Consider the following 21906-nt stretch of genomic DNA (forward strand, 5'->3'; position numbering starts at 1 on the left):
GCAGATCAGTCGACGACGCGTACAGGTGGGACATGGGCGGCACCGATTCATGGGACTCGGCGGGTGGGAGTTCGTCATCCTGCTGGTCGTGTTCCTGGTGGTCGTCGGCCCGCAGCGCCTCCCGGATCTCACGCGGCAGCTCGTGCAGTGGGTGCGTCAGGCCCGACGCTGGGTCGACGACTCGCGGGCCACCGTCGAGGACGAGATGGGCATCGCGATGGAGGATCTGCGCAAGTACGATCCCCGCCAGTACGACCCCCGGCGCATCATCCGCGAGGCCTGGGGCGACACGGATCTCGAGGAGCTCCTGCCGGACAAGGAATCGCTGTCGATCGCCACCGGCGCGGGGGCCGCCGGCGCCGCGAAGAAGGCCGCGCACGGGAAGAAGGGCGGCAAGGGCGCACAGGACGCCAAGGGTCAGGGCCCGAAGCGGGCGCCCTTCGACCCCGAGGCCACCTGAGCGGTCCGGCACCGGCCGGCTGTCCGCTCGGGGCCGCTGTCAGCTCCGCGCCACGCTCAGCGGCAGCTTCATGCCCCCGAGGCCGCGCGGCCGGTTCACCAGCGAGCGGGCGATGCCCTGCAGCGCCGCCGTGGTCGGCGAGTCCGGATCCGAGGTGACCAGTGGCGTCCCCTGATCGGAACCCTCGCGCAGCGCCGGGTCCAGGCCGACCCGGCCCAGCACCGGCACGTCGTGGCCCACGGCCTCGCCGAGGGTCGCGGCCACCCGGTCACCGCCCCCGGTGCCGAAGACGTCCATCACGGAGCCGTCCGGCAGGGTCAGCCCCGCCATGTTCTCGACCACCCCGGCGATCTCCTGCTCGGTCGAGGCGGCGAGCGAGCCGACCCGCTCGGCGACCGAGGCCGCCGACTGCTGCGGCGTCGTCACCACGACCATCTTCGCGCCCGGCAGCAGTTGGGCGACCGAGATCGCGACGTCCCCGGTGCCCGGTGGCAGGTCCAGCAGCAGCACGTCGAGGTCGCCCCAGTACACGTCGGAGGCGAACTGCTCGATCGCCCGGTGCATCTTGGGCCCGCGCCACACCACGGCCTGCCCCTCGGGCACGAACATGCCGATGCTCATCACCGCCACGCCATGGGCCGTCGGCGGCATCAGCAGGTCGGAGACCTTGGTGGGCTGATCGGAGATGCCGAACATACCGGGCATCGAGAAGCCGTGGATGTCGGCGTCGATGACGCCCACCCGCAGGCCGTCCGCCGCCATCGCCGCCGCCAGATTCGCGGTCACCGTGGACTTGCCGACCCCGCCCTTGCCGGAGGAGACGGCGAAGACTCGGGTCAGCGAGCCGGGCTGGTTGAAGGGGATCTCGCGGCGTCCCTCGCGCAGCTGCGCGGTCAGCGCGCGCCGCTGCTGTTCGGTCATGGACCCCGTCTCGACCTCGACCCGGTTCAGCCCCGGCACGGTCGCGGTCGCCTCGGCGGTGTCGCGCTCGATGCGACCCCGCATCGGGCAGCCCTCGATGGTCAGCAGCACCCTGACCCGGGCGGTGCCGTCCTCGTCGACGCTCACCTCGTCGACCATCCCCAGCTCGGTGATCGGTTTGTGGATCTCGGGGTCGATCACCGCCGTCAGGGCCTCGTGGATCCGGGCGACGCGGTCATCGGTGGTGTGCTCTGGGCGCTCTGTCGTGCTCACGGTGCGTTCTGCTCCTTCGGGCGGTCGGGGGCGCCGGCGCGCTCCCGCTCGGTCAGCACCGCCTCGATCTCCTCGCGCAGGATGGTGCGCAGGTCGGCGGCGTCGACCGGGGCGGTCCCGGCGCGCTCGGCGGACGTCTCATCGGTGGTCTCGAGGTCCTCGAGCAGATCGCGCAGCTCGCCGCGCACGAAGTCGCGGGTGGCGACGTCGTTCAGCGCCAGGCGCAGCGAGGCGATCTCGCGGGTGATGAAGTCCGTGGTGGCATGGTTGCGGTCGTTGGATTGGCGGTCCTGCTCGGCCTGGACGCGGTCGCGGTCGTCCTGCCGGTTCTGGGCGAGCAGCAGCAGGGGAGCCGCGTAGGAGGCCTGCAGCGACAGGATCAGCGTCAGCAGGGTGAAGTTCAGCGCGCGCGGGTCGAACTGTGCCGAGACCGGAGCGAGCGAGTTCCAGGTCAGCCAGATCGCGCAGAACAGGGTCATCCCGACCAGGAAGGCCGGGGTACCCATCATGCGGGCGAAGCCCTCGGCGCCGCGGCCGAAGGCGTCGCCGCGCAGCGGGTTGCGCAGCAGGGCGCGGCGCCGGGGCGCGGGGTCGTCGAGCGGCGGCGGACGGTGCTCGGCCATGCTCAGCCCTCCTTCGCGTCGTCACGGGCGGTGGCCCGGGCGATCTGCGAGAGGTCGATCTGGCCGGTGGTCGGCACCGGCTCGTCCTGCTCGCGCCAGTCGTCGGGCAGCATGTGGTCCAGCACGTCGTCGACCGTGACCGCGCCCAGCAGGCGCCCGTCCTCGTCGATCACCGGGATCGAGACCAGGTTGTAGGTGGCCATCTCCCGGGTCACGCCGGACAGCGGGGCCGTCGGCGGCACGGCGACCTTGTCCGCGTCGAGGATCTCGCCGACGGGACGGTCCGGGCGCTCCCGCAGCAGCTGCTGGAAGTGGACGATGCCCAGCAGACGACCGGTCGGGGTCTCCAACGGGGAGCGGCACACGTGCACCGTCGAGGCGAGCGCCGCGTGCAGCGCCTCCCGGCTGATCATCGCCAGGCAGTGCGCCACGGGGGTCTCCGGGGCGACGACCAGCGGCTCCGTGGTCATCATGCCGCCGGCGGTGTACTCGTCGTAGGCGAGCAGGCGGCGGACGTCCTCCGCCTCCTCCGGGGCCATCAGATCCAGCAGCTGAGCGGCGACCTGCTCGGGCAGCTCGCCGACGATGTCGGCGGCGTCGTCGGGGTCCATGACGTCGAGCACGTCCGCCGCGCGGGCGGAGTCCAGGCCGGTGACGACCTCGACCCGGACGTCCTCCGGCAGCTCGCCGAGGACGTCGGCCAGACGGTCATCGGCCAGTTCCCCGGCCAGCTCGATCCGCCGCTTGGAGTCCAGCTCCTGGATGATCTCGCCGAGATCGGCGGGATTGAGGTCCTGGTAGGAAGCGGCCAGCAGGTGCGCGGACTGCTCCTCCTGCGTGCCGTACAGCCCGTCGACCTCCGCCTCGGGGACCGTGATCGTCTCCCCGCGCGAGACCAGGCGGCCGAGGGGGCCGCCGCGGCGGCGACGGCGCAGGTGCAGACGGGAGATCGTCCAGTCCTTGTGCCGGTCCTGGTCCAGGGCGATGTCCAGCACCGTCGCCTCGCCGGAGCCGTCGGAGAGGGTGACCGCCCGGTCCAGCAGATCGCCGATCACCAGCAGCTCCCCGGTGCGCTTCTCGAAGCGGCGCACGTTGAGCACGCCGGTGGAGATCACCTGGCCCGGGGAGATCGCGGTGACCCGGGTGACGGGAAGGAACACGCGGCGCTTGGCCGCCACCTCCACCACCAGGCCCACGGCACGCGCCGGCTCCCGCGCCTGCGGCACCACCACGACGTCGCGCACCGTCGCCACCACGTCCCCGAGCGGGTCGAAGACCGTGGTGCCGGTCAGGCGCGCGGGGTAGAAGCGCGGCTGTGCGGAGGAGCTCACCGCCGCAGGCCCGCCATCCAGGCCTCGACGTCCTCGGGGCGGCGGGGCGCGGCGGCCGAGAGGTTCTCCACGCCGTCGGCGGTCACCAGGACGTCGTCCTCGATGCGCACGCCGATCCCGCGCAGCTCCTCGGGCACCAGCAGATCGTTCTCCTTGAAATACAGACCGGGCTCGATGGTGAAGACCATCCCGGGCTCCAGCTCCGCGTCGAGATACATCTCGCGGCGCGCCTGCGCGCAATCGTGCACGTCCATGCCCAGGTGATGGCTGGTGCCGTGCGGCATCCAGCGGCGGTGCCACTGTCCCTCGGGGGCGAGGGACTCCGCGGCGGTGCCGGGCAGCAGTCCCCACTGCTCCAGGTGGCCGGCGAGGACCTCCATCGCCGCGGCGTGCAGCTCGCGGAAGCGCAGCCCGGGACGGGCCACGGCGAAGGCCGCGTCGGCCGCCTCCAGCACGGCGGAGTAGACCCGGCGCTGGACGGGGGAGAAGGTGCCCGAGACCGGCAGGGTGCGGGTGACGTCGGCGGTGTACAGCGAGTCGACCTCGACGCCGGCGTCGACCAGCACCAGTTCGTCGGCGCGGACGGGCCCGTCGTTGCGGATCCAGTGCAGCGTGCAGGCGTGGTCGCCGGCGGCGGCGATCGTGTCGTAGCCGACGCCGTTGCCGTCCGCTCGTGCGGTGGCCGCGAAGACGCCCTCGATGATCCGCTCGCCGCGGGGATGGTCGACCGCCGCGGGCAGATGGCCGATGACGTCCTCGAAGCCGCGGATCGTCGCGGCGACCGCCTCCCGCATCTGAGCGATCTCGTAGCCGTCCTTGACCAGCCGCTGCTCGCTGGCGGCCTCCTTCAGCGCGGCGTGGGCCGCGGCGGCCTCGTCCCCGCCCGGCAGGCCGTTCTGGGTGCGGATCTCGTCGACCATCGCCTCCACGGCGGCGTCCACGCCCGGCATGATCGCCAGCGACAGCTGCGCCCCGACGTCCTTGGCGAGATGGTCGCGCAGCTCATCGATGTGGCGCACCTCGATGCCCAGGCGCTGTGAGGCCTCGGCCACGGTCGGGCGGCGGCCCACCCACATCTCGCCGTAGCGGGCGTCGGCGTAGAACTCGGCGGTGTCGAAGCCGGCGCGGGGACGGAAGAAGTAGACCGCCTCCGACCGTCCGGGATCCTCCGCCGAGGGCTCGACGACCAGCACGCTGTCGGGCTCCTCGTCGGTGCCCAGCCCCGCGTAGTACGCGAAGGCCGTGTCCGGGCGGAAGGGATAGTCCGTGTCGTTGGAACGGACCTTCAGCACCCCGGCCGGCAGCACCAGCCGCGTCGCCCCGAGCGTGCGCACCAGCGCGTCTCGACGGGCCGGCGTGACGTCCGCGGCCGCGCGGCGCTCGGCGTCCGGAACGGTCTCGTCCCAGCCCGAGGCGATGAACTCGCGGAACGCCGCATTCGTGGGGCGCTGGCTGCGCGAATCCCCGCGGGAGGCGAGGTCCTTGCTGAGGTCCTTGGGGCTGGTGTCGGTGTTCTCGGTGCTCACCCCTCGATGGTCTCACGCCGCGGTCTACCCTGGGCCTATGAGTGAGCGCATCGACCTGCACACCCATTCGTCGTGGTCGGACGGCACGTGCGGTGTCGACGAGCTGCTGCACCGTGCCCGGCGGGCGCAGCTGGACGTGCTGGCCCTGACCGATCACGACACGATCGCCGGCTGGGCGGAGCTGCCGCGGGCCGTCGCCGCGACCGGGGTCGCCGTGGTGCCCGGCATCGAGGTCTCCGCCGAGCACGAGAGCCTCAGCGTCCACGTGCTCGCCCTGCTGGTGGAGTCCGACGCGGACTCCGAGCTGGCCCGGGAGATGGCGCGGGCCCGCCGCTCCCGGATCGACCGGGCGCGTTCCATGGTCGAGCTGATCGCGGCCGACCATCCGATCACCTGGGAGGACGTGCGCGCCAAGGCCGCCGGGGAGACGACCGTGATCGGGCGCCCGCACATCGCCGACGCCCTCGTCGCCCGCGGGGCCATCCCGGATCGTTCGGCGGCGTTCGAGGAGATCCTGAGTCCTTCGGGCCCGTACTACGTGCCCTACTACGCGCCGGGCCCGGTGCAGGCCGTGCGCGCGATCCGCGAGGCCGGCGGGGTGGCGATCGTGGCGCATCCCGGATCGGTCACCCGGGACGCGGACCTGCCCGTGGACCTGCTCGAGGAGATGGTGGGCGCGGGGCTGGCCGGGATCGAGGTCGATCATCGCGAGCACGACGAGACCGAGCGCGCCCGGCTGCGGGACTTCGCCACCACCCATGATCTGCTGATCACGGGCGGCAGCGACTACCATGGCGCGGGCAAACCCAACCGGCTCGGGGAGAACCTCACGCAGCCGGACGTCCTGGCCGCGATCACCCACCGCGCCACGAGCAGCACCGAGGTCATCCATCCGTGAACCTGGTCGACTTCAGCTTCCTCACGGGAGTGTTCGTCACCCTCTTCGTCATCATCGACCCTCCGGGCACCGTCCCCATCTTCCTCTCGCTGACCAGCACCTTCACCGCGAAGCAGCGGTCACGGGCAGCACTGGTCGCGGTCGGTGTCGCGGTGCTGATCATCTCCGTGTTCGCCCTGTTCGGGCAGTTCATCCTCGAGTACATGCACATCTCGCTGCCGGCGCTGCAGTTCTCCGGGGGTCTGCTGCTGCTGATCGTCGCCCTCCAGCTGCTGGCCGGCAAGGAGGACGAGATGGGAGCGAGCGAGGGCGTCAACGTGGCCCTGGTGCCGCTGGGCACCCCGCTGCTGGGCGGTCCGGGCGCGATCGTGGCCGTGATGCTCTTCGTGCAGCAGACCGGCGGGGAGGCCGCCCGCATCGGTTCCCTGGTCCTGGCCATGGGCCTGCTCGCGGTGACCATGTATCTCGCCATGCGCTTCGCGGGCGTCATCGCCCGGGTGCTCGGCGACGGCGGGGTCACCCTGGTCACCCGCATCTCCGGCGTCCTGCTGGCGGCGATCAGCACCCAGATGATCTTCGACGCCGTGCGGGCCTTCCTCACCGAGTGGGGGATCGTGGCCGGATGAGACCGGCGCCCGGGATCCGTGGGGATCCCGGGCGCCGGTCGTCCGTTCTGCGGTGCTGACCCTCAGCCCTCCTGGCCGCCGCCGGAGCGGCCGCCGCGGCCGCGACCCCCTCGGGAGCGGCGGCGACGCGGCGAGGAGGATCCCTCGGAGGAGGCTCCGCTCGTCGTCTCCTCGCTGACCACTTCGCCGTGCACCCGCCGGGTGCGGGACCGGCTGCGCTGACGGCGCGGACGCTCGGCATCGCCCTCGCCGCGCTGGGGGCGCTCGCGACGCGCGTCGCCGCGGCCGCCGTCGCGGCCGCCGCTGCGCCCGCCTCGCCCGCCGCGGCCGTCCTCACGAGCGCCCCGACCGGCATGGTCGGGGCCGCCGAGGTCCTCGATCCTCTCCGCGTCGAGACCATCGCGGGTGCGCTTGTCCTTCGGCAGCGTGCCCTTGGACCCGGCGGGGATGTCGAGCTCGGTGAAGAGGTGCTCCGAGGTGGAGTAGGTCTCCACGGCTTCGGCGGACTCCAGTCCCAGCTGTCGGGCGATGAGCCCCCAGCGGGCCAGGTCCTCCCAGTCGACGAAGGTCACCGCGGTGCCCTTCTTGCCGGCGCGGCCGGTGCGACCCGTGCGGTGCAGGTACGTCTTGTCGTCGTCCGGGCAGTTCCAGTTCACCACGTGGGTGACATCGGTCACGTCGATGCCGCGGGCGGCGACGTCGGTGGCCACGAGCACGTCGATCTTGCCGTTGCGGAAGGCGCGCAGCGCCTGCTCGCGGGCACCCTGACCGAGGTCCCCGTGCAGCGGGGCGGCGGCGAAGCCGCGGTCGGCGAGGTCGCCCGCCACCCGGTCCGCCTGGCGCTTGGTGCGCATGAAGATGATCGTCAGCCCGCGCCCGCGGGCCTGGAGCACCCGGGCCATGACCTCGATCTTGTCGAGCTGGTGGGCACGGTAGACGACCTGCTTGATGTCGGCCTTGGTGCGTGCGCCGTCGTTCGGGTCGTGCGCCCGGATATGGGTGGGCCGGCTCATGAAACGACGGGCCAGGGCCATGATCGGTCCGGGCATCGTCGCGGAGAACAGCATGGTCTGGCGCGTGGTCGGCACCGCCTGCAGCAGCTTCTCGATGTCCTCGAGGAAGCCGAGGTCGAGCATCTCGTCGGCCTCGTCGAGCACCGCGGTGCGCACCTGGGACAGGTCCAGGTACTTCTGGCGCATGAGGTCGATCAAGCGCCCGGGGGTGCCCACGACCACCTCGACACCCTTCTCGAGGGCCTCGATCTGCGGTTCGTAGGCGCGGCCGCCGTAGACGGTCAGGATGCGCACGGGGCGCTTCGCCGAGGCCGTCTGGAGGTCCGTGGCGACCTGCACGGCGAGCTCGCGGGTGGGCAGGACCACGAGTGCCTGCGGCGTGCCGATCGGACGGCCGTCGGGGTTGTCCTCCCCGGGGGCGACGGCCGCCTGCAGCAGCGGGATGCCGAAGCCGAGGGTCTTGCCCGTGCCGGTCTTGGCCTGGCCGATGATGTCGCGGCCGCGCAGGGCGATCGGCAGGGTCATCGACTGGATCGGGAACGGATGGATGATCCCCTTGGACGCGAGCGCCTCGACGATGTCCTCACGGACGTCGAAATCGGCGAAGGTCTGCTCGGGGGTGCCGGAGCTCTGCTCGACGGCGGGGGAGGCCGACGCGGCCTCCTCGGTGTGCGGGATGGTTTCAGGCACCGTTCAACTCTCTGATCATGGGTAGTCCTAGCCATGGTAGCCCCCGGCGCGGCGGGGGCCGGGAGGTCAGCCCTCGCCTCCGTCGCTGACCTCGGGCAGCGGGCTGCTCGGGGCCGTCGGGGTGACGCGATCCTCGTCCGGCAGCCCCTCGCCCGGCTCGACCTCCTGCTCGGAGGGGATCGGGGCCTCGGGGGTCTCGGCCCCGTCGGGCACCTCCAGCGGCGGCTGGTCGGATTCCACCTGGGTGCGCTGGATCGAGACCGACACCAGTCCCAGGCCGCCCATGACGATGTCGTCGTAGGCGACCAGGCGCCCGGTGGTGCGGTCGATGTAGAGCATGCGGGCGGCCAGGTCCAGCGGGGAGTCGCCCTGCAGCACCGGGGCCACGCCCCCGGAGGCCAGGGCCCCGCCGGTGGAGCCGACGGTCAGCCAGTCGGTGCCCGAGCCGTCGCGGTCCAGCTCGACCTTCGAGGTGTGCATGTGCCCCGAGAGCACCATCGGCACGCGCCCCTCCAGGCCCGCGGGCTGGGTGGGATCATGGATCAGAGCGAGGTCGACGGGCGTCTCGGGATGTTCCTCGTCGTAGGCGGTGATCGTGTCGCCGAGCTGGAACCCGCTCGCCTCCACCGCGTCCTTGCCGGCCTGCCAGCCGGTGGTGTCGGAGTCGTCGTCGGCCGCGAAGCGGGGGTCGCCGATCCCGGCGATGGTCAGCCCCTCGATCTCGACGACCTCGTTGTCCAGGACGGTCGCATTGGGCTGGGCGTCGATGGTCGCGGCCGCCGAGGAGCCGTCATGGTTGCCGCTGATGTACACGTAGGGGACGTCCAGCTCGCCGATGACGCTGAGCTGCTCGGTCTCCAGCGGAGTGCCCCAGGAGACGATGTCGCCGGTGTCGATGACCAGATCGATCGCGAACTGCGTGTGCAGCTGCTCGATGACGTCGTAGGCCTGGGGGTTGTCGTGGATGTCGGAGACGTGCAGCACGGTGACCAGGTTCTCCTCGCTCAGCCCCACCGGCAGCGAGTCGGCCGCGATGTACAGCGCGGAGACCTGGCCGACGAACTGGGCGAGCGTGTCCCGATAGCTCTGGTAGTCGGCGACCGTGGCCTGGCCGATGTCGGCGACATAGGCGGCCTGGGAGAGCAGGCCGTCGAACGTGGGCTGGTACAGGGAGTCGGGCCGGAAGGTCACCGAGGTGACCACCACCGATACCCCGACCATCGCGACGGCGCTGCCTCCCGCGATCAGGGCGCGCCGGAGGCGACGGAACGTGAGGCCGACGGCGAGCCCCGCCCCGGCCGCCGCGAACAGCGCGTTCAGCACGGCGTTCTTGGCGGCGGCGGCGGTGAGCGCCTCGGGAGCGGACCGCGTGAGCTCGGTGAGGCCGGTGTCGGAGTAGAACAGCGCCTCGGCCTTGTCGATGTCCACGCCCTGGACGCGAGCCTCGATGCGCACCGGGGCGGCATGGGTGTCGAAGGCGACCTCACCCACCGGCGGCAGCAGCAGCACCGTCTGGGAGGAGAACGAGGGGCGCAGGTGCACGCTCGCGGTCAGCGGGCCGACGTCGACCCGGGTGGCGGGCACCAGCAGGATGCCGATGACCGCTCCCAGCAGGGCGACCACGGCGGTGGTCGTGATGTGCAGCGCCCGGCCCCGACGGACCCGGCGCCGACGCCGCTGCGCGGCGGACTCCTCGGCCGCCTCGGGCGAGCTCTCAGCGGCGCTCACGGAGCATCAGCCGAGGAAGCCGACGCGGCGGGGCTCCTCGGTGGAGATCTCCGCGAAGGCCACCTTCGCCCCGGGGATCAGCACGGTGCGACCCTTGTCGTCGACGAGGGTGACGGGGGAGCCGTCGGCGACGGCTGCGTTGAGTCGCTCCAGCAGCTCCTCGGTCTTCTCCTCGGACTCGATGACGATCTCGCGGGGCGAGTGCTGGATGCCGATGCGGATCTCCATGGCGATGTCCTTCCCTCCGCCGAACAGGCGGGATGAGCAGTGCGGGGCGAGGGAAGTCTACCCGTCGGACCCGGGGTGCGCGGTGCCGTCCGCCCCCAGCACGGTGCCGAGGACCCGAGGGCTCTCCAGCGGGGTGAAGCCCGTCAGGCCGTGCACCATGAACGCGGTCATGACCTCGAGGATCTCCTCGCGCTCGGCGTCGTCGGCGGCCTCGTGGAGCAGCCGGGCGGTGGACTGGGTGGCGGCGATCAGCCCGCGGCCGATGACCCGGGACTCGGCGGTGCTCATCCGGCGGGACGCGGCCAGCACCCCGGCCAGCTCGACCGCCATCCGGTCCAGCACCGCGTCGGCGCGCCGTTGGACGGTCTCGGAGACCGGCTCGTTGCCGGTGAACAGCCGCAGCGCGTTCTCGAGCGAGATCAGCTGGTAGAAGCGCTCGAGCCCGTGGCGGACGCGCCCTCGGGTGTCCCCGTCGAAGGAGCCGATCTCGCGCACCTCGTCGAACATCTGCTCGGCGATGATGTCGATGACCTCGACGTACAGCGTCTCCTTGGAGGAGAAGTGCTGGTAGAGGACCGGTTTGGTGACTCCGGCGGCGAAGGCGATGTCGTCCATGCTCGTCCCCTGGAAACCGTTCTGCGTGAACACACGGGCGGCGAGCTCGAGCAATTGGGTGCGCCGCTGCGCGCGGGGCATCCGGGGGGTCGATGGCGGCGACATGGCGTCGGCCTCCTCGCAGATGACGGGCAGATGACGGAGCGCGGTGATCCACAGCACTCTACCGCTCCGTCGCCGCCGCGTGGTGGCCCCCGTCCGTCACCCCGGTGAGGTGGAATGGACCTATGCGAGGCGACGGCACCGGGACGGGCGAGGGGATCCGTCTGCTCGGGCCCGACCTGGCGGCCCTGCCTGAGGTGCTCGCCCCGGACGCGCTCGATGCATCCCAGCGCTCCGCGCGGGACCTGGTCCTGGCGGGGACGGACGTGCTCGTGCACGGCGGGCCCGGCAGCGGGCGCACCGCCCTGGCCCTGGCGACCGCGGCCGCGGCCGGGTCCGACACGCTGCTGCTGGCCCCGCGCCGCCTGGCCGCCGGCCGCCTGCGCGACGCCCTGGCCGTCCATGGCTCCGGGGACGCCCGGGCGATGACGCCGCCCGCCCTGGGCCATGCGCTCCTGCGCGCCGACGCCCTCGCCCGCGGCCTCGGCGAACCCACCCTGGTCACCGGCGCCGAGCAGGACGCCCTGCTGGCCGAGCTGATCGCCGACCGCGAGAGCTGGTCCCTCGAGGCCGACCCCGGAGCCCGCACCCTGCCCGGCTTCCGCACCGAGCTGCGCGACCTCATCACCCGGGCGACCGAACTGGGGCTGACCCCCCGCGATCTCGATCAGCTGGGGCGCGAACGGGCCCGACCGGCCTGGATCGACGCCGCCGCGATCCTGCGCGACTACCTCGGCGTGCTGGACCTGGAGGCCTCCGCCGCCCTCGACGCCGGGCCCCGACTCGACTCGGGCGGTCTGGTCCGGCGCGCCGCCGGACTGCTCGAGGACCCCCGGACCCCGCCGCCGTTCCGCACCGTGGTGGTCGACGACGCCCAGGACCTCACCTCCGCCGGGATCGCCCTGGTCGCCGCTCTCGCCGCGTCCGGGGCGACCGTCCTGCTGTGCAACAGCCCCGACACCTCCGTGGACACCTTCCGCGGAGCGCTCCCGGACGCGGCGGACCGGCTGCGCGGCCTCCTGCCCCGTCCGCTCTCCGAGGTGACGCTGGAGGGCGCTCACGCCTCCGGTCCCGGGCTCGTCGCGGCCGTCGACTCCCTGCGAGGGAGGCTGCCGCTGTCCGGTTCGAGCATCGCGTCGCGCCGCCCGCGGGCCGCGCCGGGGCGGGGCCTGGCGGTATTGGAGGCGGAGGACCCGCTGGACGAGGCCCGCCTGATCGGCTCCGCACTGCGCGATCTCCACCACCGCGAGGGGGTCGACTATGACGACATGGCCGTGGTGTGCCGCTCCGGAGCCGCTGTCGCCGACGTCGCGGACCTTCTCTCCCGCACCGGACTGCCGGTGCGCACGCCGCGCCGCCCGCAGCCGCTGCGCGAGGTGCCCGCGATCGCCGACCTGATGACCATCCTCGAGCTGGGCTGCGCAGGGGACGGGGCCGCTGTCGATCCCGGGGTCGCCTCCCAGCTGCTGCGGGGCCCCTTCGGTGATGCCGACACCCTGCGACTGCGCCGCATCCGTCGCCTGCTGCTGGGCGCTCACCGCGCCGCCGACCCCGAGGCGGAGACCCCGAGCGAGCAGCTGCTGGCCCGCGCGCTCGTGGACGAGGAGGCCCCCGGCCTGCCCGAGCAGGGGGCCCGTGACCGCGCCGCGGCCCCCGTGCACCGGCTGCGCGCCATGATCCGCGCCGTGCGGGAGCACCGCCAGGAGGCCGCCGACCAGGTCCTGTGGCATGCCTGGGACGCCTCGGGGCTCGCCGGAGGCTGGCGTCGCGCCGCCCTCGGTGCGCCCGGCGACGTCGACGGGGCGCGCTCCCGGATGGCCGGGTCCCGTCTGGACGCCCTGCTGGAGCTGTTCGCCGCCGCGGAGCGGCTCACCGACCGCCGCCCCGGCGCCGGGGCCCTGGATCTCGTCGAGCAGATCCGCGCCCAGGCCGTCGTCGAGGACACGCTCGCCCCCTCCGCCGCCCCGCGCGGCCGCCTCGCCGTGCTCACCCCCGCCCAGCTCGCCGGGGAGCACCGCGACACCGTCGTGCTCGCCCGCGTCCAGGAGGGAGCCTGGCCGGACCTGCGCCTGCGCTCGACCCTGTTCGGCGCCGCCGAGCTCTCGCTGCTGGCCGGCGCCCGCGCCGGCACCGAGCTGCCCGCCGACCCCGAATCGCTGCGCGCGCTCCAGCGCGAGCAGGTGATCGCCGACGAGCTGCGCCTCGCCGTCAGCGCTCTGTCCCGGGCCCGCACCCGAGTGCTGATCACCGCCGTCCAGGACGAGCAGCTCGAGCCCTCCGCCCTGCACGAGGCGCTCTCGGCGCTGGCCGAGGGGGCCGGGGAGCCGTGGATCGCCCCGGAGGACCTGAGGGGAGACCCGGGCCCCGCCCCCGATGTGCGGTCCCTGGTGGCCGCGCTGCGGGCGCGACTGCGCGAGGAGGACCCCCGCCGCTCCCGCGAGGCGGCCCTCGCCCTGGACGCGCTGGCGCGCGCCGGAGCCCCCGGCACGGACCCCGAGCGCTGGTACCACCAGGACCCCAGCAGCCTCGAGCCCTTGCACGATGAGGACGCGACCATCGCCCTGTCCCCGTCGGCCCTCGAGCGCGCCGTGGACTGCCCGCAGTCCTGGCTGATGGAGCGGGCGGGCGGCACCCGCTCCGGGGGCCCCGCCCAGCTCATCGGCACCGCCCTGCACCACCTCGCCCAGGTCCACCCGCGCGGCCCCGAGGACGGTCCCGACGACCTGCTGGAGGAGCTGGCCACGCTGATCCGCTCCGTCCCCGGCACCGAGACCTGGTCCGGCAGGCGCCGGGTGCGACGCGCCGAGGACGCGGCGCTGCTGCTCGCCGAGCACCTGCGCTCGGCCGGGGAGCCGCTCGCGGTCGAGGCCCCCTTCGAGGTCGAGCTCGGGCGGGTGCGCCTGCGCGGCAGCATCGACCGGATCGAGGGCGACGCGAGCGGACTGCGCGTGGTCGACCTCAAGACCGGCCGCAGCCCCAAGTCCGCCGCCGCGGCGGAGGGCGACCTGCAGCTGGCCGCCTACCAGGCCGCCGTGCGCGAGGGCGCGCTGGCCGAGGAGCTCGGCGAGGACGCCCCGCAGCGGCTGAACGGCGCCCAGCTGGTCTACGTCGGCACCGGCGCGAAGAAGGCGGCCGTGCGCAGCCAGGGCGCCCTGTCCCGGGCGGAGGATCCCGCCTGGTTCGACGACCTCGTCGCCCAGGTCTCCCGCGACGTCTCGGGCCGCCGGGTCACCGCGCGGCTGAACGCCCACTGCTCCCGCTGCGCGGTGCGCGGCAGCTGCCCGCTGCAACCCGAAGGAGACCAGCTGTGAGCCGGACCGGCCCCACCCCGCTCAGCGCCGCCCGCCTCGCGGCCCTGCTCGAGCAGCCCCCGCCCACCGAGGAGCAGACGGCCGTCATCGAGGCGCCGCTGGCGCCGATGCTGGTGGTCGCGGGCGCCGGCTCCGGAAAGACCGAGACCATGGCCTCCCGCGTGGTCTGGCTGATCGCCAACGGGGTGATCGAGCCGCGGCAGGTGCTGGGCCTGACCTTCACCCGCAAGGCCGCCCACGAGCTGTCGGCCCGCATCACCGCGCGCCTGGCCGCCCTGGCCACGGCGCTGCGCGCCGAAGGGCTCGCGCTGCCGCCGGGCCTCGAGCGCGGGGGCGACGAGCTGGTCGGCCAGCGCCCCCTGGTCCACACCTACAACGGCTTCGCCCTCGACCTGGTGCGCGAGCACGCCCTCGCCGTCGGCATCGATCCCGAGCTGACCATGATGTCCACCTCGGCCTCCTGGCAGCTCGCCCACGAGATCGTCGAGGGCTGGGACGACTCCCTGGACCTCGAGGCGTCCCCGGCCACGCTCACCGCCGCTCTGCTGTCGCTGACCTCCTCGATCGCCGACCACCTCGTCACACCCGAGCAGCTGCGCGTCCACCTCGCCGAGATCCGCGATCACCTCTCCCACATCCCGCTGCAGGTCGAAGGGCGGCGCCGGACCACCCCCAAGGCCGTCGCCTCGGTGCTCACGGCGCTCGAGTCGAGGCTCGCGCTGATCCCCCTGCTGGAGCGCTTCGCCGAGGTCCGCACCGACAGCTCCGCCCTCGACTTCGCCGACCAGGTCTCCCTCGCCGCCCGGATCGCCCGCGAGGTGCCCGACGCGGGCCGGCTCGCCCGCCGCATGCATCGCGTGGTGCTGCTGGACGAGTTCCAGGACACCTCGGTCGCGCAGCTGCGGATGCTCACCGACCTCTTCGGCCCCGGGCACGCCGCCTGTGCCGTCGGCGACCCACAGCAGGCGATCTACGGCTGGCGCGGGGCCTCGGCCGCCTCCTTGGCCGGCTTCGCCGCCTCCTTCGCCACCGCCGAGCAGCCCGTGCTGCAGCGCACCCTGTCGACCTCCTGGCGCAACGACGAGGCGGTCCTGGCCGTCGCCAACACGCTCGCCGGCCCGCTGCGCGAGGCCGATGCCGCTCTGAGCATCCCCGAGCTGCAGGCCCGGCCCGGCGCCGGGGAAGGGGCCGCCGAGATCCACGAGGCCTCCGACGAGCGGGCCGAGGCCCGGGCCATCGCGGCCTGGATCCGGGAGCGTCGCGCCGAGGACCCGCCCGATCAGGCCCCTGCGTCGGCCGCCGTGCTGGTGCGCGCCCGCCGCCAGATCCCCGCCCTGGTCGAGGGGCTCGAGGCCGCGGGCCTGCCGGCGCACGTGGTCGGCCTCGGCGGCCTCCTGCACCGCCCCGAGGTGGCCGACGTCCGCGCCGTCCTCGCCTGCGCCCACGATCCCGGCCGCGGTGATGCGCTGATGCGGCTGCTGACCGGGCCGCGCATCCGCCTCGGGGCCCGCGATCTGTCCGTGCTGGGCCGCTGGCGGGACCGGATGAGCTCGCGCCTGCGCCGCCGCGCCGCCGCCCCGGGCGGTGAGGACGAGGCCGAGACCGTCTCGCTCGTCGACGCGGTCGACGACCTGCCGCCGCAGGACTGGACCGATCCCTCCGGGCGCGCCCTGTCCGCCACCGGCCGTGCCCGGCTGGAGCAGGTCCAGCAGATGCTGCGCGAGATGCGGCGCCTGCTGCCCCTGCCGCTGCCGGACCTCATCACCGCCGCCGTGCGGCTGCTGGACGTGGACCTGACCCTGCTCGCCCACGACCCCTCCTCCCGGGCCCTGGCCGACCTCGAGGCGCTGCGCGACCACGCGGCCGCCTTCGATCGCACCGCCCGGCGCGGAGGCCTCGGGGCCTATCTCGACCTGCTGGAGATCAGCGAGGACGAGGAGGCGGGCCTGGCCGTCACCGCAGCGCCCGAGCCGGAGGCGCAGGAGGACGCGGATGCCGCCGTGACCATCGTGACGATGCACTCCGCGAAGGGTCTGGAGTGGGACCTGGTGGCCGTGGCCGGGCTCACCGAGGGCTCCGTGCCCTCCTACGATCTGCGCCGTGCGAAGACCGACGAGACCGGGCGGGTGCGGGTCCCGGCCGGTGGCTGGCTCGCGGGACTGGCCTCCGCCTCCGTGCCCACGGCGCTGCGCGGCGACGCGGACACGCTGCCGGAGCTGGCCTGGGCCGAGGCGGACACGCAGGTCGATGCCGAGGGCCTGATCGAGCAGTACCGCTTCGCGCAGGGCGAGGAGTCGCTGCGCGAGGACCGTCGCCTGATGTACGTCGCGGTCACCCGGGCCCGTCGCCGTCTGCTGCTGACCTCCGCCGCCTGGCGCACCGGCCTGGCCTCTGCCCGCCCCCGCTCGCGCTATCTCGTCGAGGCCGCACCGCTGGTGCCGGAGCGCTTCTGCACCGCGGACGAGGTGCCCGAGGAGAACCCGATGGAGGCCGAGCGACCCCGAGCGCAGTGGCCCCCGCCGGAGGGCGAGGCGGAGCGGGCCCGCCGCCGCGCCGCGGAGCTGCTGAGAGCGGCGGAGGAGGACCCTGCGCCCGAGGACCTGGCGGCGAGCGATCCGGCGCTCGCCGAGACCGTGCGACGGACCATCGCGGACCTCGAGCAGCAGAGCGCGCCTGCGGCCGTGCACTCCCCGCCGCGGCTGTCGGCCTCCCAGGTGGTCCACCAGGCCCGCGATCCGCAGGATGCGGCGATCGAGCTGCTGCGCCCGCTGCCGCGCCGCCCGTCCGCGGCAGCGGCCCGCGGCACCGCCTTCCACGCCTGGCTCGAGTCCCGGTACGACAGCCGGGCCCTGGTGGACCTCGAGGATCTGGCGGACCTGGCCGACCGCGCGGACCCCGATGCCGAAGGCGGCGGTGAGGATCTCGCGCTGCGGGAGGCCTTCGCCGCCTCTGCGTGGGCCGACCGCACCCCGATCGCGGTCGAGCGCCCGGTGCAGACCCGGGTGGGCCGGATCGCGGTGCGCGGCGTGATCGATGCGGTCTTCCCCGACCCCGACAGCGGCGGCGTGATCATCGTGGACTGGAAGACGGGGAGGGTGCCGCGTCCCACCCAGCTGCGCGAGCGCGCGCTGCAGCTGTCGCTGTACCGTCTGGCCTGGCACGAGAGCACCGGGCTGCCGCTGGGCAGGATCCGGACCGCCTTCCACTTCGTGGCCGACGGGATCACCCACGAGGTGCGCCGCCACCCCTCCCGGGAGAAGATCGCGGCGATGCTCACCGGGGGGTGAGGCTCAGGGGTGCTCCTCGCGCGAGCCCATCGCCTCGTAGGTGCGCTCCGCCTCGTCCCGGGCCAGCTGCGCGAGATCGGCGTCGAGGTCGGCGATCATGCCGCGGGCGTCGGAGACGATCGCCTCGTCACCGGTCTCCAGGCCGTGGGCGAGCCACTCGGCCACGGCGAACTCTCCGAGCGCCTGCGCCCGCTCCACCAGGCGGGGATGGACCGCGATGGGCAGCTCCTCGCGGTAGGCGGAGTACAGCTCGTCGAACCGCTCCGGATCGAGCGTGGAGATCAGCCAGGCCAGATCGGTCGCCGCGTCCGCGACCCGGGAGGAGGACCAGTCGCGCAGGGCGCTGACGCGGTCCTCGGCGCAGAACAGGCTCTCCTCGGAGAGGTCCCCGTGGATGAACTGCGGGGTGACGTCCCACAGCTCCCGGTCCTCGAGCAGGCCCTCCCAGCGCTGCGCCACCGCCGCCGGCAGATGCCCGCCCTCCTTCACGGCGAGGATCCGCTCGCGGTGCTCGGCCAGGAGCGCCTCCGCGGTGAAGGACTCCACCCCGGCCGCCTCGGCGGCGTAGCGCGGGACGGTGTGGATGCGGGCCAGGACCTGACCCAGCGACCGGGACAGCTCCGGACCGTCCTGCAGGTCCTCGAGCATCAGCGGACGGCCGACGGGGGCCTCCGTCACCGCGGCGCGGCCACCCTCGGAGAGCTTCACGAAGCCCAGCACCGGGGGGATCACCCCCTGCAGGGGCGTCCCGGTGAGGGTGTCGGTGACCTTCAGATCCTTCTCGAGACGGACCCCGGAGGCCGTCGAGGAGGGGGAGAGCACCATGACGCGACGACCCTGCTCGCCGACGATGCCGGCGACGTCGAGGTCCTCGGACGGGGTCGCGATCGGCGTGGTCCGCGCCGGGACGAGTCCGGGGACCGCCGCCGCGGCCAGAGCAGCCAGGGAATAGGAGTTGCGATGCACCCCTTCACCGTACCCGGACGGCCCGCCCGATCCGCGTAGGCTCCGGGGTATGGCGAAGCTCCGCGGCCCCCACCTGGGCACCCCTTTGACCCTGCTCGGCTCCGACCGGGACGCGCTCAGTCGCATCGACCCGGCGATGATCGCGCCCGGCGAGGACGCCCGCTACCTGGTCACTCGCGCCGGGGAGGCGGCGATGACCGAGGAGGAGGACGGCTCGCTGCACCTCGCTCTGGAGACCGAGGACCCGCGCCGCGGGGCCCAGCAGCCGCTGGTCCTGCTGGGCCGACGCCACGGCCTGCGGATCCTGGCCGTCGAGGTCCTCGAGCCCAGCCCCGAGATCGACGATCCCGGGCGTGATCTGCGCGACCTGCGGCGCGTCGCGGCGATGCTCGATCCGGCCGACGCCGATCTCGCGCTGACCGCCGTCGCCATGGGCGCCTGGCACCGCTCCATGCGCTTCTGCCCGCTGTGCGGGCAGGGGCTCGAGCCGGAGGTGGGCGGCTGGGTGCTGCGCTGCCGCGAGGACGGCACCGAGCACTTCCCCCGCACCGACGCCGCCGTGATCATGGCGGTGCGGGACGGCCAGGACCGTCTGCTGCTGGCCCGCAACGCGAACTTCCGCGGTCGCTTCCACTCCGTCCTGGCCGGCTTCGTCGAACCGGGGGAGAGCCTCGAGTCGGCCGTGGCCCGTGAGGTCGCCGAGGAAGTCGGCCTGAGGGTCGAGGAGGTCGAGTACGTCGGCAGCCAGCCGTGGCCCTTCCCCCGCTCGCTGATGATCGGCTACCGCGCCTGGGTGCCGGGCCCCGTCGAGCTCACGCTGCAGGAGGACGAGATCGCCGAGGCCCGATGGTTCACCCGGGACGAGCTCACGGCCGCCCTCGCCGCCGAGGAGGTCGAGCTGCCGGGCACGGCCTCCCTGGGTCGGGCCCTGATCGACGACTGGTACGGCGGCCCCGCCGAGGTGTGAGGCACGCGCCGTCCACAGCGGCCCGCGGACGGTCGGGGGTCGCTGGCAGGATGAGCGGTGATGACCACAGCCAGCCCTGAGACCCCCGCCCCGCCCGCCGACGCCGAGAGCATCCTCGCCGCCCTCGACCCGGAGCAGCGGGAGGTCGCGCGCACCTTCGGGACCCCGGTCTGCGTGCTCGCGGGCGCCGGCACCGGCAAGACCCGCGCCCTGACCCATCGCATCGCCTACGGCGTCGCCACCGGCCAGCTGAACCCGCGCCATGTGCTCGCGGTGACCTTCACCGCGAAGGCCGCCGCCGAGATGCGTTCGCGCCTGCGCGACCTCGGCGTGCCCGCCGTGCAGGCCCGCACCTTCCACGCCGCCGCCCTGCGCCAGCTGCGTCACTTCTGGCCCCGCGTGGTCGGCGGCGCCATGCCCGAGATCATGCCGAACAAGTTCCCGGGCGTGGGTGAGGCCTGCCAGCGCCTGCACATGAGCGTGGACCGCGCGGCGCTGCGCGACATCGTCGCCGAGGTCGACTGGTCCCGCGTGACGATGCTGACCCCGGAGTCCTACCCGGAGGCGGCCGAGAAGGCCCGTCGTCCCGGCGTCGCCGGCTTCGACGCCCGCTCCATCTCCCGCATCCTCACCCAGTACGAGGAGGTCAAGAAGGAGCGCGGCGTCATCGACTTCGAGGACGTGCTGCTGCACCTGGTGGGCTTCCTCACCGAGCGACCCGACGTCGCCCGGGAGGTGCGCGGCCAGTACAAGCACTTCGTCGTCGACGAGTACCAGGACGTCTCCGCCCTCCAGCACACGCTGCTGCGGCTGTGGCTGGGCACGTCCGACGACGTCTGCGTGGTCGGCGACGCCGCCCAGACCATCTACACCTTCGCCGGCGCCCGGGCCTCCTACCTGCTGGACTTCCGCCAGGAGTTCAAACGTGCCCGGACCATCCGGCTCGAGCGCAACTACCGATCCACCCCGCAGATCGTGCGGATGGCCAACACGGTCCTGGACGGCGCCCGCGGCCGGACGAAGGCCAGCCGCCTCACCCTGGTCTCCCAGCGCGAGGACGGGCCGCCACCCCTGGTGGAGTCCTTCCCCGACGACCCCGCCGAGGCCGACGGCATCGCCGACCGCATCCAGCACCTGGTCGCCGAGGGCAGACCTGCCGCGGACGTGGCCATCCTCTTCCGCACCAACAGCCAGTCCGAGGCCTTCGAGCAGGCGCTGACCGCTCGCGGGATCGGCTACCTGGTGCGCGGGGGCGACCGCTTCTTCGACCGCCAGGAGGTGCGCCGGGCGATGGTGTCGCTGCGGGCCGCGACCCGCGTCGAACAGCTCGACCCGGCGCGGGCCGTCCGCGACATCCTCGCCCAACAGGGCTGGTCGGCGCAGCCACCGGAGACCACCGGGGCGATCCGGGACCGCTGGGACTCGCTCAACGCCCTGGTGGGGCTGGCGGACACGGTGACCTCCCGGCCGGGGGCCACCATGGTCGACCTGGTGCGCGAGCTGGAGGAGCGGGCCGAGGCGCAGTCCGCCCCGGTGGTCGACGGCGTCACCCTCGCCTCCGTGCACGCCGCCAAGGGCCTCGAATGGCCCGTGGTGTTCGTGGTGGGGGCCAGCGACGGCCTGCTGCCGATCTCCATGGCGTCCACCGCCGCGGAGGTCGAGGAGGAGCGGCGGCTGCTGTACGTCGCGCTCACCCGCGCGAAGGACCTGCTGACCGTGAGCTGGTCCGCGGCCCGCACCCCGGGAGCGCGGGGGAGCCGGAAGGCCTCCCGCTTCCTCGACGGGGTGCTCGAGCATCCCGATGCTCCCGGGACCCGCCCGGGTGCCCAGCCGCGGCGCACCGGGCGGCGCAGCGCCACCGTGTACGCCGAGTGCCGCGTCTGCGGGCAGGGCCTGGTCTCCCCGCGGGACCAGCGGCGAGGGCACCACGAGGGCTGCCCGCCGCAGGCGGACGGGACGCTGCTCGAGACGCTGCGCGCCTGGCGTCGGGACCGGGCGGGGGACAACGGTGCCCCGGCCTACGCGGTGCTCACCGACGCCGCCCTCGAAGCGGTCGCCGAGCGCGCTCCGAGCACCGAGCAGGAGCTGCTCGCGGTCCCGGGCATCGGGCCGGGCAAGGTCGAACGGTTCGGCCCGGCCCTGCTCGCGCTGCTCGCCGAGCATCGCGCGCAGTCGTGAACCGAGCAGTGAAACCGCAGGTCAAAAAATAGATGTGCAGTCCGGGGAAGGTGTGTAGACTCACCTACGTCAATCGTCCACGTCGTGGACCGGGAAACCGGGAAGCGCGCTTCAGAAAGGGGGTGGCCTCAGTGATCATCATCAGCAATCTCGCAGGAGCAGG

General features: G+C 73.7%; 16 protein-coding genes. 7 read left to right on the forward strand and 9 right to left on the reverse strand.

Annotated elements, in window-relative coordinates:
* The first annotated feature begins 49 nt into the window (after positions 1-49).
* Positions 50-460, forward strand: a complete 411-nt coding sequence (locus tag BH708_RS00005; protein WP_076805553.1) for a twin-arginine translocase TatA/TatE family subunit — start codon at positions 50-52, stop codon at positions 458-460.
* Between the two features lie 39 nt (positions 461-499).
* Here BH708_RS00005 and BH708_RS00010 read toward each other — a convergent pair whose 3' ends face one another.
* Genes BH708_RS00010 through BH708_RS00025 form a run of 4 tightly spaced genes read right to left on the reverse strand, consistent with a single transcriptional unit; the run spans position 500 to position 5134 of the window.
* Complete coding sequence (locus tag BH708_RS00010; protein WP_076805554.1) at positions 500-1654, reverse strand: Mrp/NBP35 family ATP-binding protein; 1155 nt, start codon at positions 1652-1654, stop codon at positions 500-502.
* The gene (locus BH708_RS00015) at positions 1651-2277 is read right to left on the reverse strand and encodes a DUF1003 domain-containing protein (RefSeq protein WP_076805556.1); all 627 of its coding nucleotides are present in this window, start codon (positions 2275-2277) and stop codon (positions 1651-1653) included. The genes BH708_RS00010 and BH708_RS00015 overlap by 4 nt, the downstream gene beginning before the upstream one ends.
* Before the next feature lie 2 nt (positions 2278-2279).
* A complete protein-coding gene (locus tag BH708_RS00020) occupies positions 2280-3608 on the reverse strand; it encodes a magnesium transporter MgtE N-terminal domain-containing protein (protein WP_076805558.1) in 1329 nt (442 codons plus the stop codon).
* Positions 3605-5134 carry an aminopeptidase P family protein gene (locus BH708_RS00025; protein WP_076805560.1) on the reverse strand — a complete coding sequence of 510 codons (1530 nt, stop codon included), beginning with the start codon at positions 5132-5134 and terminating at the stop codon, positions 3605-3607. Before BH708_RS00025 ends, BH708_RS00020 begins: the two co-directional genes overlap by 4 nt.
* Positions 5135-5171: 37 nt before the next feature.
* Here BH708_RS00025 and BH708_RS00030 point away from each other — a divergent pair, with 37 nt between their 5' ends.
* Both BH708_RS00030 and BH708_RS00035 read left to right on the forward strand, forming a co-directional pair.
* The gene (locus BH708_RS00030) at positions 5172-6032 is read left to right on the forward strand and encodes a PHP domain-containing protein (protein WP_076805562.1); all 861 of its coding nucleotides are present in this window, start codon (positions 5172-5174) and stop codon (positions 6030-6032) included.
* Complete coding sequence (locus BH708_RS00035; protein WP_076805564.1) at positions 6029-6658, forward strand: MarC family protein; 630 nt, start codon at positions 6029-6031, stop codon at positions 6656-6658. Before BH708_RS00030 ends, BH708_RS00035 begins: the two co-directional genes overlap by 4 nt.
* Positions 6659-6720: 62 nt before the next feature.
* Here the strand turns inward: BH708_RS00035 and BH708_RS00040 are convergent, their stop codons facing one another.
* The 4 genes from BH708_RS00040 to BH708_RS00055 form a co-directional block, all read right to left on the reverse strand.
* A complete protein-coding gene (locus tag BH708_RS00040) occupies positions 6721-8361 on the reverse strand; it encodes a DEAD/DEAH box helicase (RefSeq protein ID WP_076805566.1) in 1641 nt (546 codons plus the stop codon).
* Positions 8362-8427: 66 nt separating this feature from the next.
* Positions 8428-10089: a metallophosphoesterase gene (locus tag BH708_RS00045; protein WP_076805568.1), complete on the reverse strand. Its 1662-nt coding sequence runs from the start codon at positions 10087-10089 to the stop codon at positions 8428-8430.
* A 6-nt stretch (positions 10090-10095) separates the two neighbouring features.
* Positions 10096-10317: a DUF3107 domain-containing protein gene (locus BH708_RS00050; RefSeq protein WP_076805570.1), complete on the reverse strand. Its 222-nt coding sequence runs from the start codon at positions 10315-10317 to the stop codon at positions 10096-10098.
* 57 nt (positions 10318-10374) lie between these two features.
* The gene (locus BH708_RS00055) at positions 10375-11094 is read right to left on the reverse strand and encodes a TetR/AcrR family transcriptional regulator (RefSeq protein ID WP_253705417.1); all 720 of its coding nucleotides are present in this window, start codon (positions 11092-11094) and stop codon (positions 10375-10377) included.
* Positions 11095-11159: 65 nt separating this feature from the next.
* On the opposite strand from BH708_RS00055, the gene BH708_RS00060 reads away from it, so the two are divergent.
* Positions 11160-14345, forward strand: a complete 3186-nt coding sequence (locus BH708_RS00060) for a UrvD/REP family ATP-dependent DNA helicase (protein ID WP_076805572.1) — start codon at positions 11160-11162, stop codon at positions 14343-14345.
* Positions 14342-17632 (forward strand): ATP-dependent DNA helicase, encoded by a 3291-nt coding sequence (locus tag BH708_RS00065; RefSeq protein ID WP_076805575.1) that lies wholly within the window; start codon positions 14342-14344, stop codon positions 17630-17632. The genes BH708_RS00060 and BH708_RS00065 overlap by 4 nt, the downstream gene beginning before the upstream one ends.
* A 3-nt stretch (positions 17633-17635) precedes the next feature.
* Here the strand turns inward: BH708_RS00065 and BH708_RS00070 are convergent, their stop codons facing one another.
* Entirely contained in the window at positions 17636-18598 is a 963-nt protein-coding gene (locus BH708_RS00070; protein ID WP_076805577.1) for a phosphotransferase, read from the reverse strand.
* 49 nt (positions 18599-18647) lie between these two features.
* Between BH708_RS00070 and nudC the strand changes: the two genes are divergently transcribed.
* Both nudC and BH708_RS00080 read left to right on the forward strand, forming a co-directional pair.
* Positions 18648-19565 (forward strand): NAD(+) diphosphatase, encoded by a 918-nt coding sequence (nudC, locus tag BH708_RS00075; protein WP_076805579.1) that lies wholly within the window; start codon positions 18648-18650, stop codon positions 19563-19565.
* Positions 19566-19625: 60 nt separating this feature from the next.
* Positions 19626-21743, forward strand: coding sequence for an ATP-dependent DNA helicase UvrD2 (locus BH708_RS00080; RefSeq protein WP_076805581.1), 2118 nt, complete (start codon positions 19626-19628; stop codon positions 21741-21743).
* Positions 21744-21906 lie beyond the last annotated feature (163 nt).

The sequence above is a fragment of the Brachybacterium sp. P6-10-X1 genome (assembly GCF_001969445.1).
Classification (GTDB): domain Bacteria; phylum Actinomycetota; class Actinomycetes; order Actinomycetales; family Dermabacteraceae; genus Brachybacterium.

Bases quoted from the DNA above. Each gene is read 5' to 3' on its own strand.
- BH708_RS00005 (WP_076805553.1), top strand. From the start codon at position 50: ATGGGACTCGGCGGGTGGGAGTTCGTCATCCTGCTGGTCGTGTTCCTG.
- BH708_RS00015 (WP_076805556.1), bottom strand. From the start codon at position 2,277: ATGGCCGAGCACCGTCCGCCGCCGCTCGACGACCCCGCGCCCCGGCGC.
- BH708_RS00030 (WP_076805562.1), top strand. From the start codon at position 5,172: ATGAGTGAGCGCATCGACCTGCACACCCATTCGTCGTGGTCGGACGGC.
- BH708_RS00050 (WP_076805570.1), bottom strand. From the start codon at position 10,317: ATGGAGATCCGCATCGGCATCCAGCACTCGCCCCGCGAGATCGTCATC.
- BH708_RS00060 (WP_076805572.1), top strand. From the start codon at position 11,160: ATGCGAGGCGACGGCACCGGGACGGGCGAGGGGATCCGTCTGCTCGGG.
- nudC (WP_076805579.1), top strand. From the start codon at position 18,648: ATGGCGAAGCTCCGCGGCCCCCACCTGGGCACCCCTTTGACCCTGCTC.
- BH708_RS00080 (WP_076805581.1), top strand. From the start codon at position 19,626: ATGACCACAGCCAGCCCTGAGACCCCCGCCCCGCCCGCCGACGCCGAG.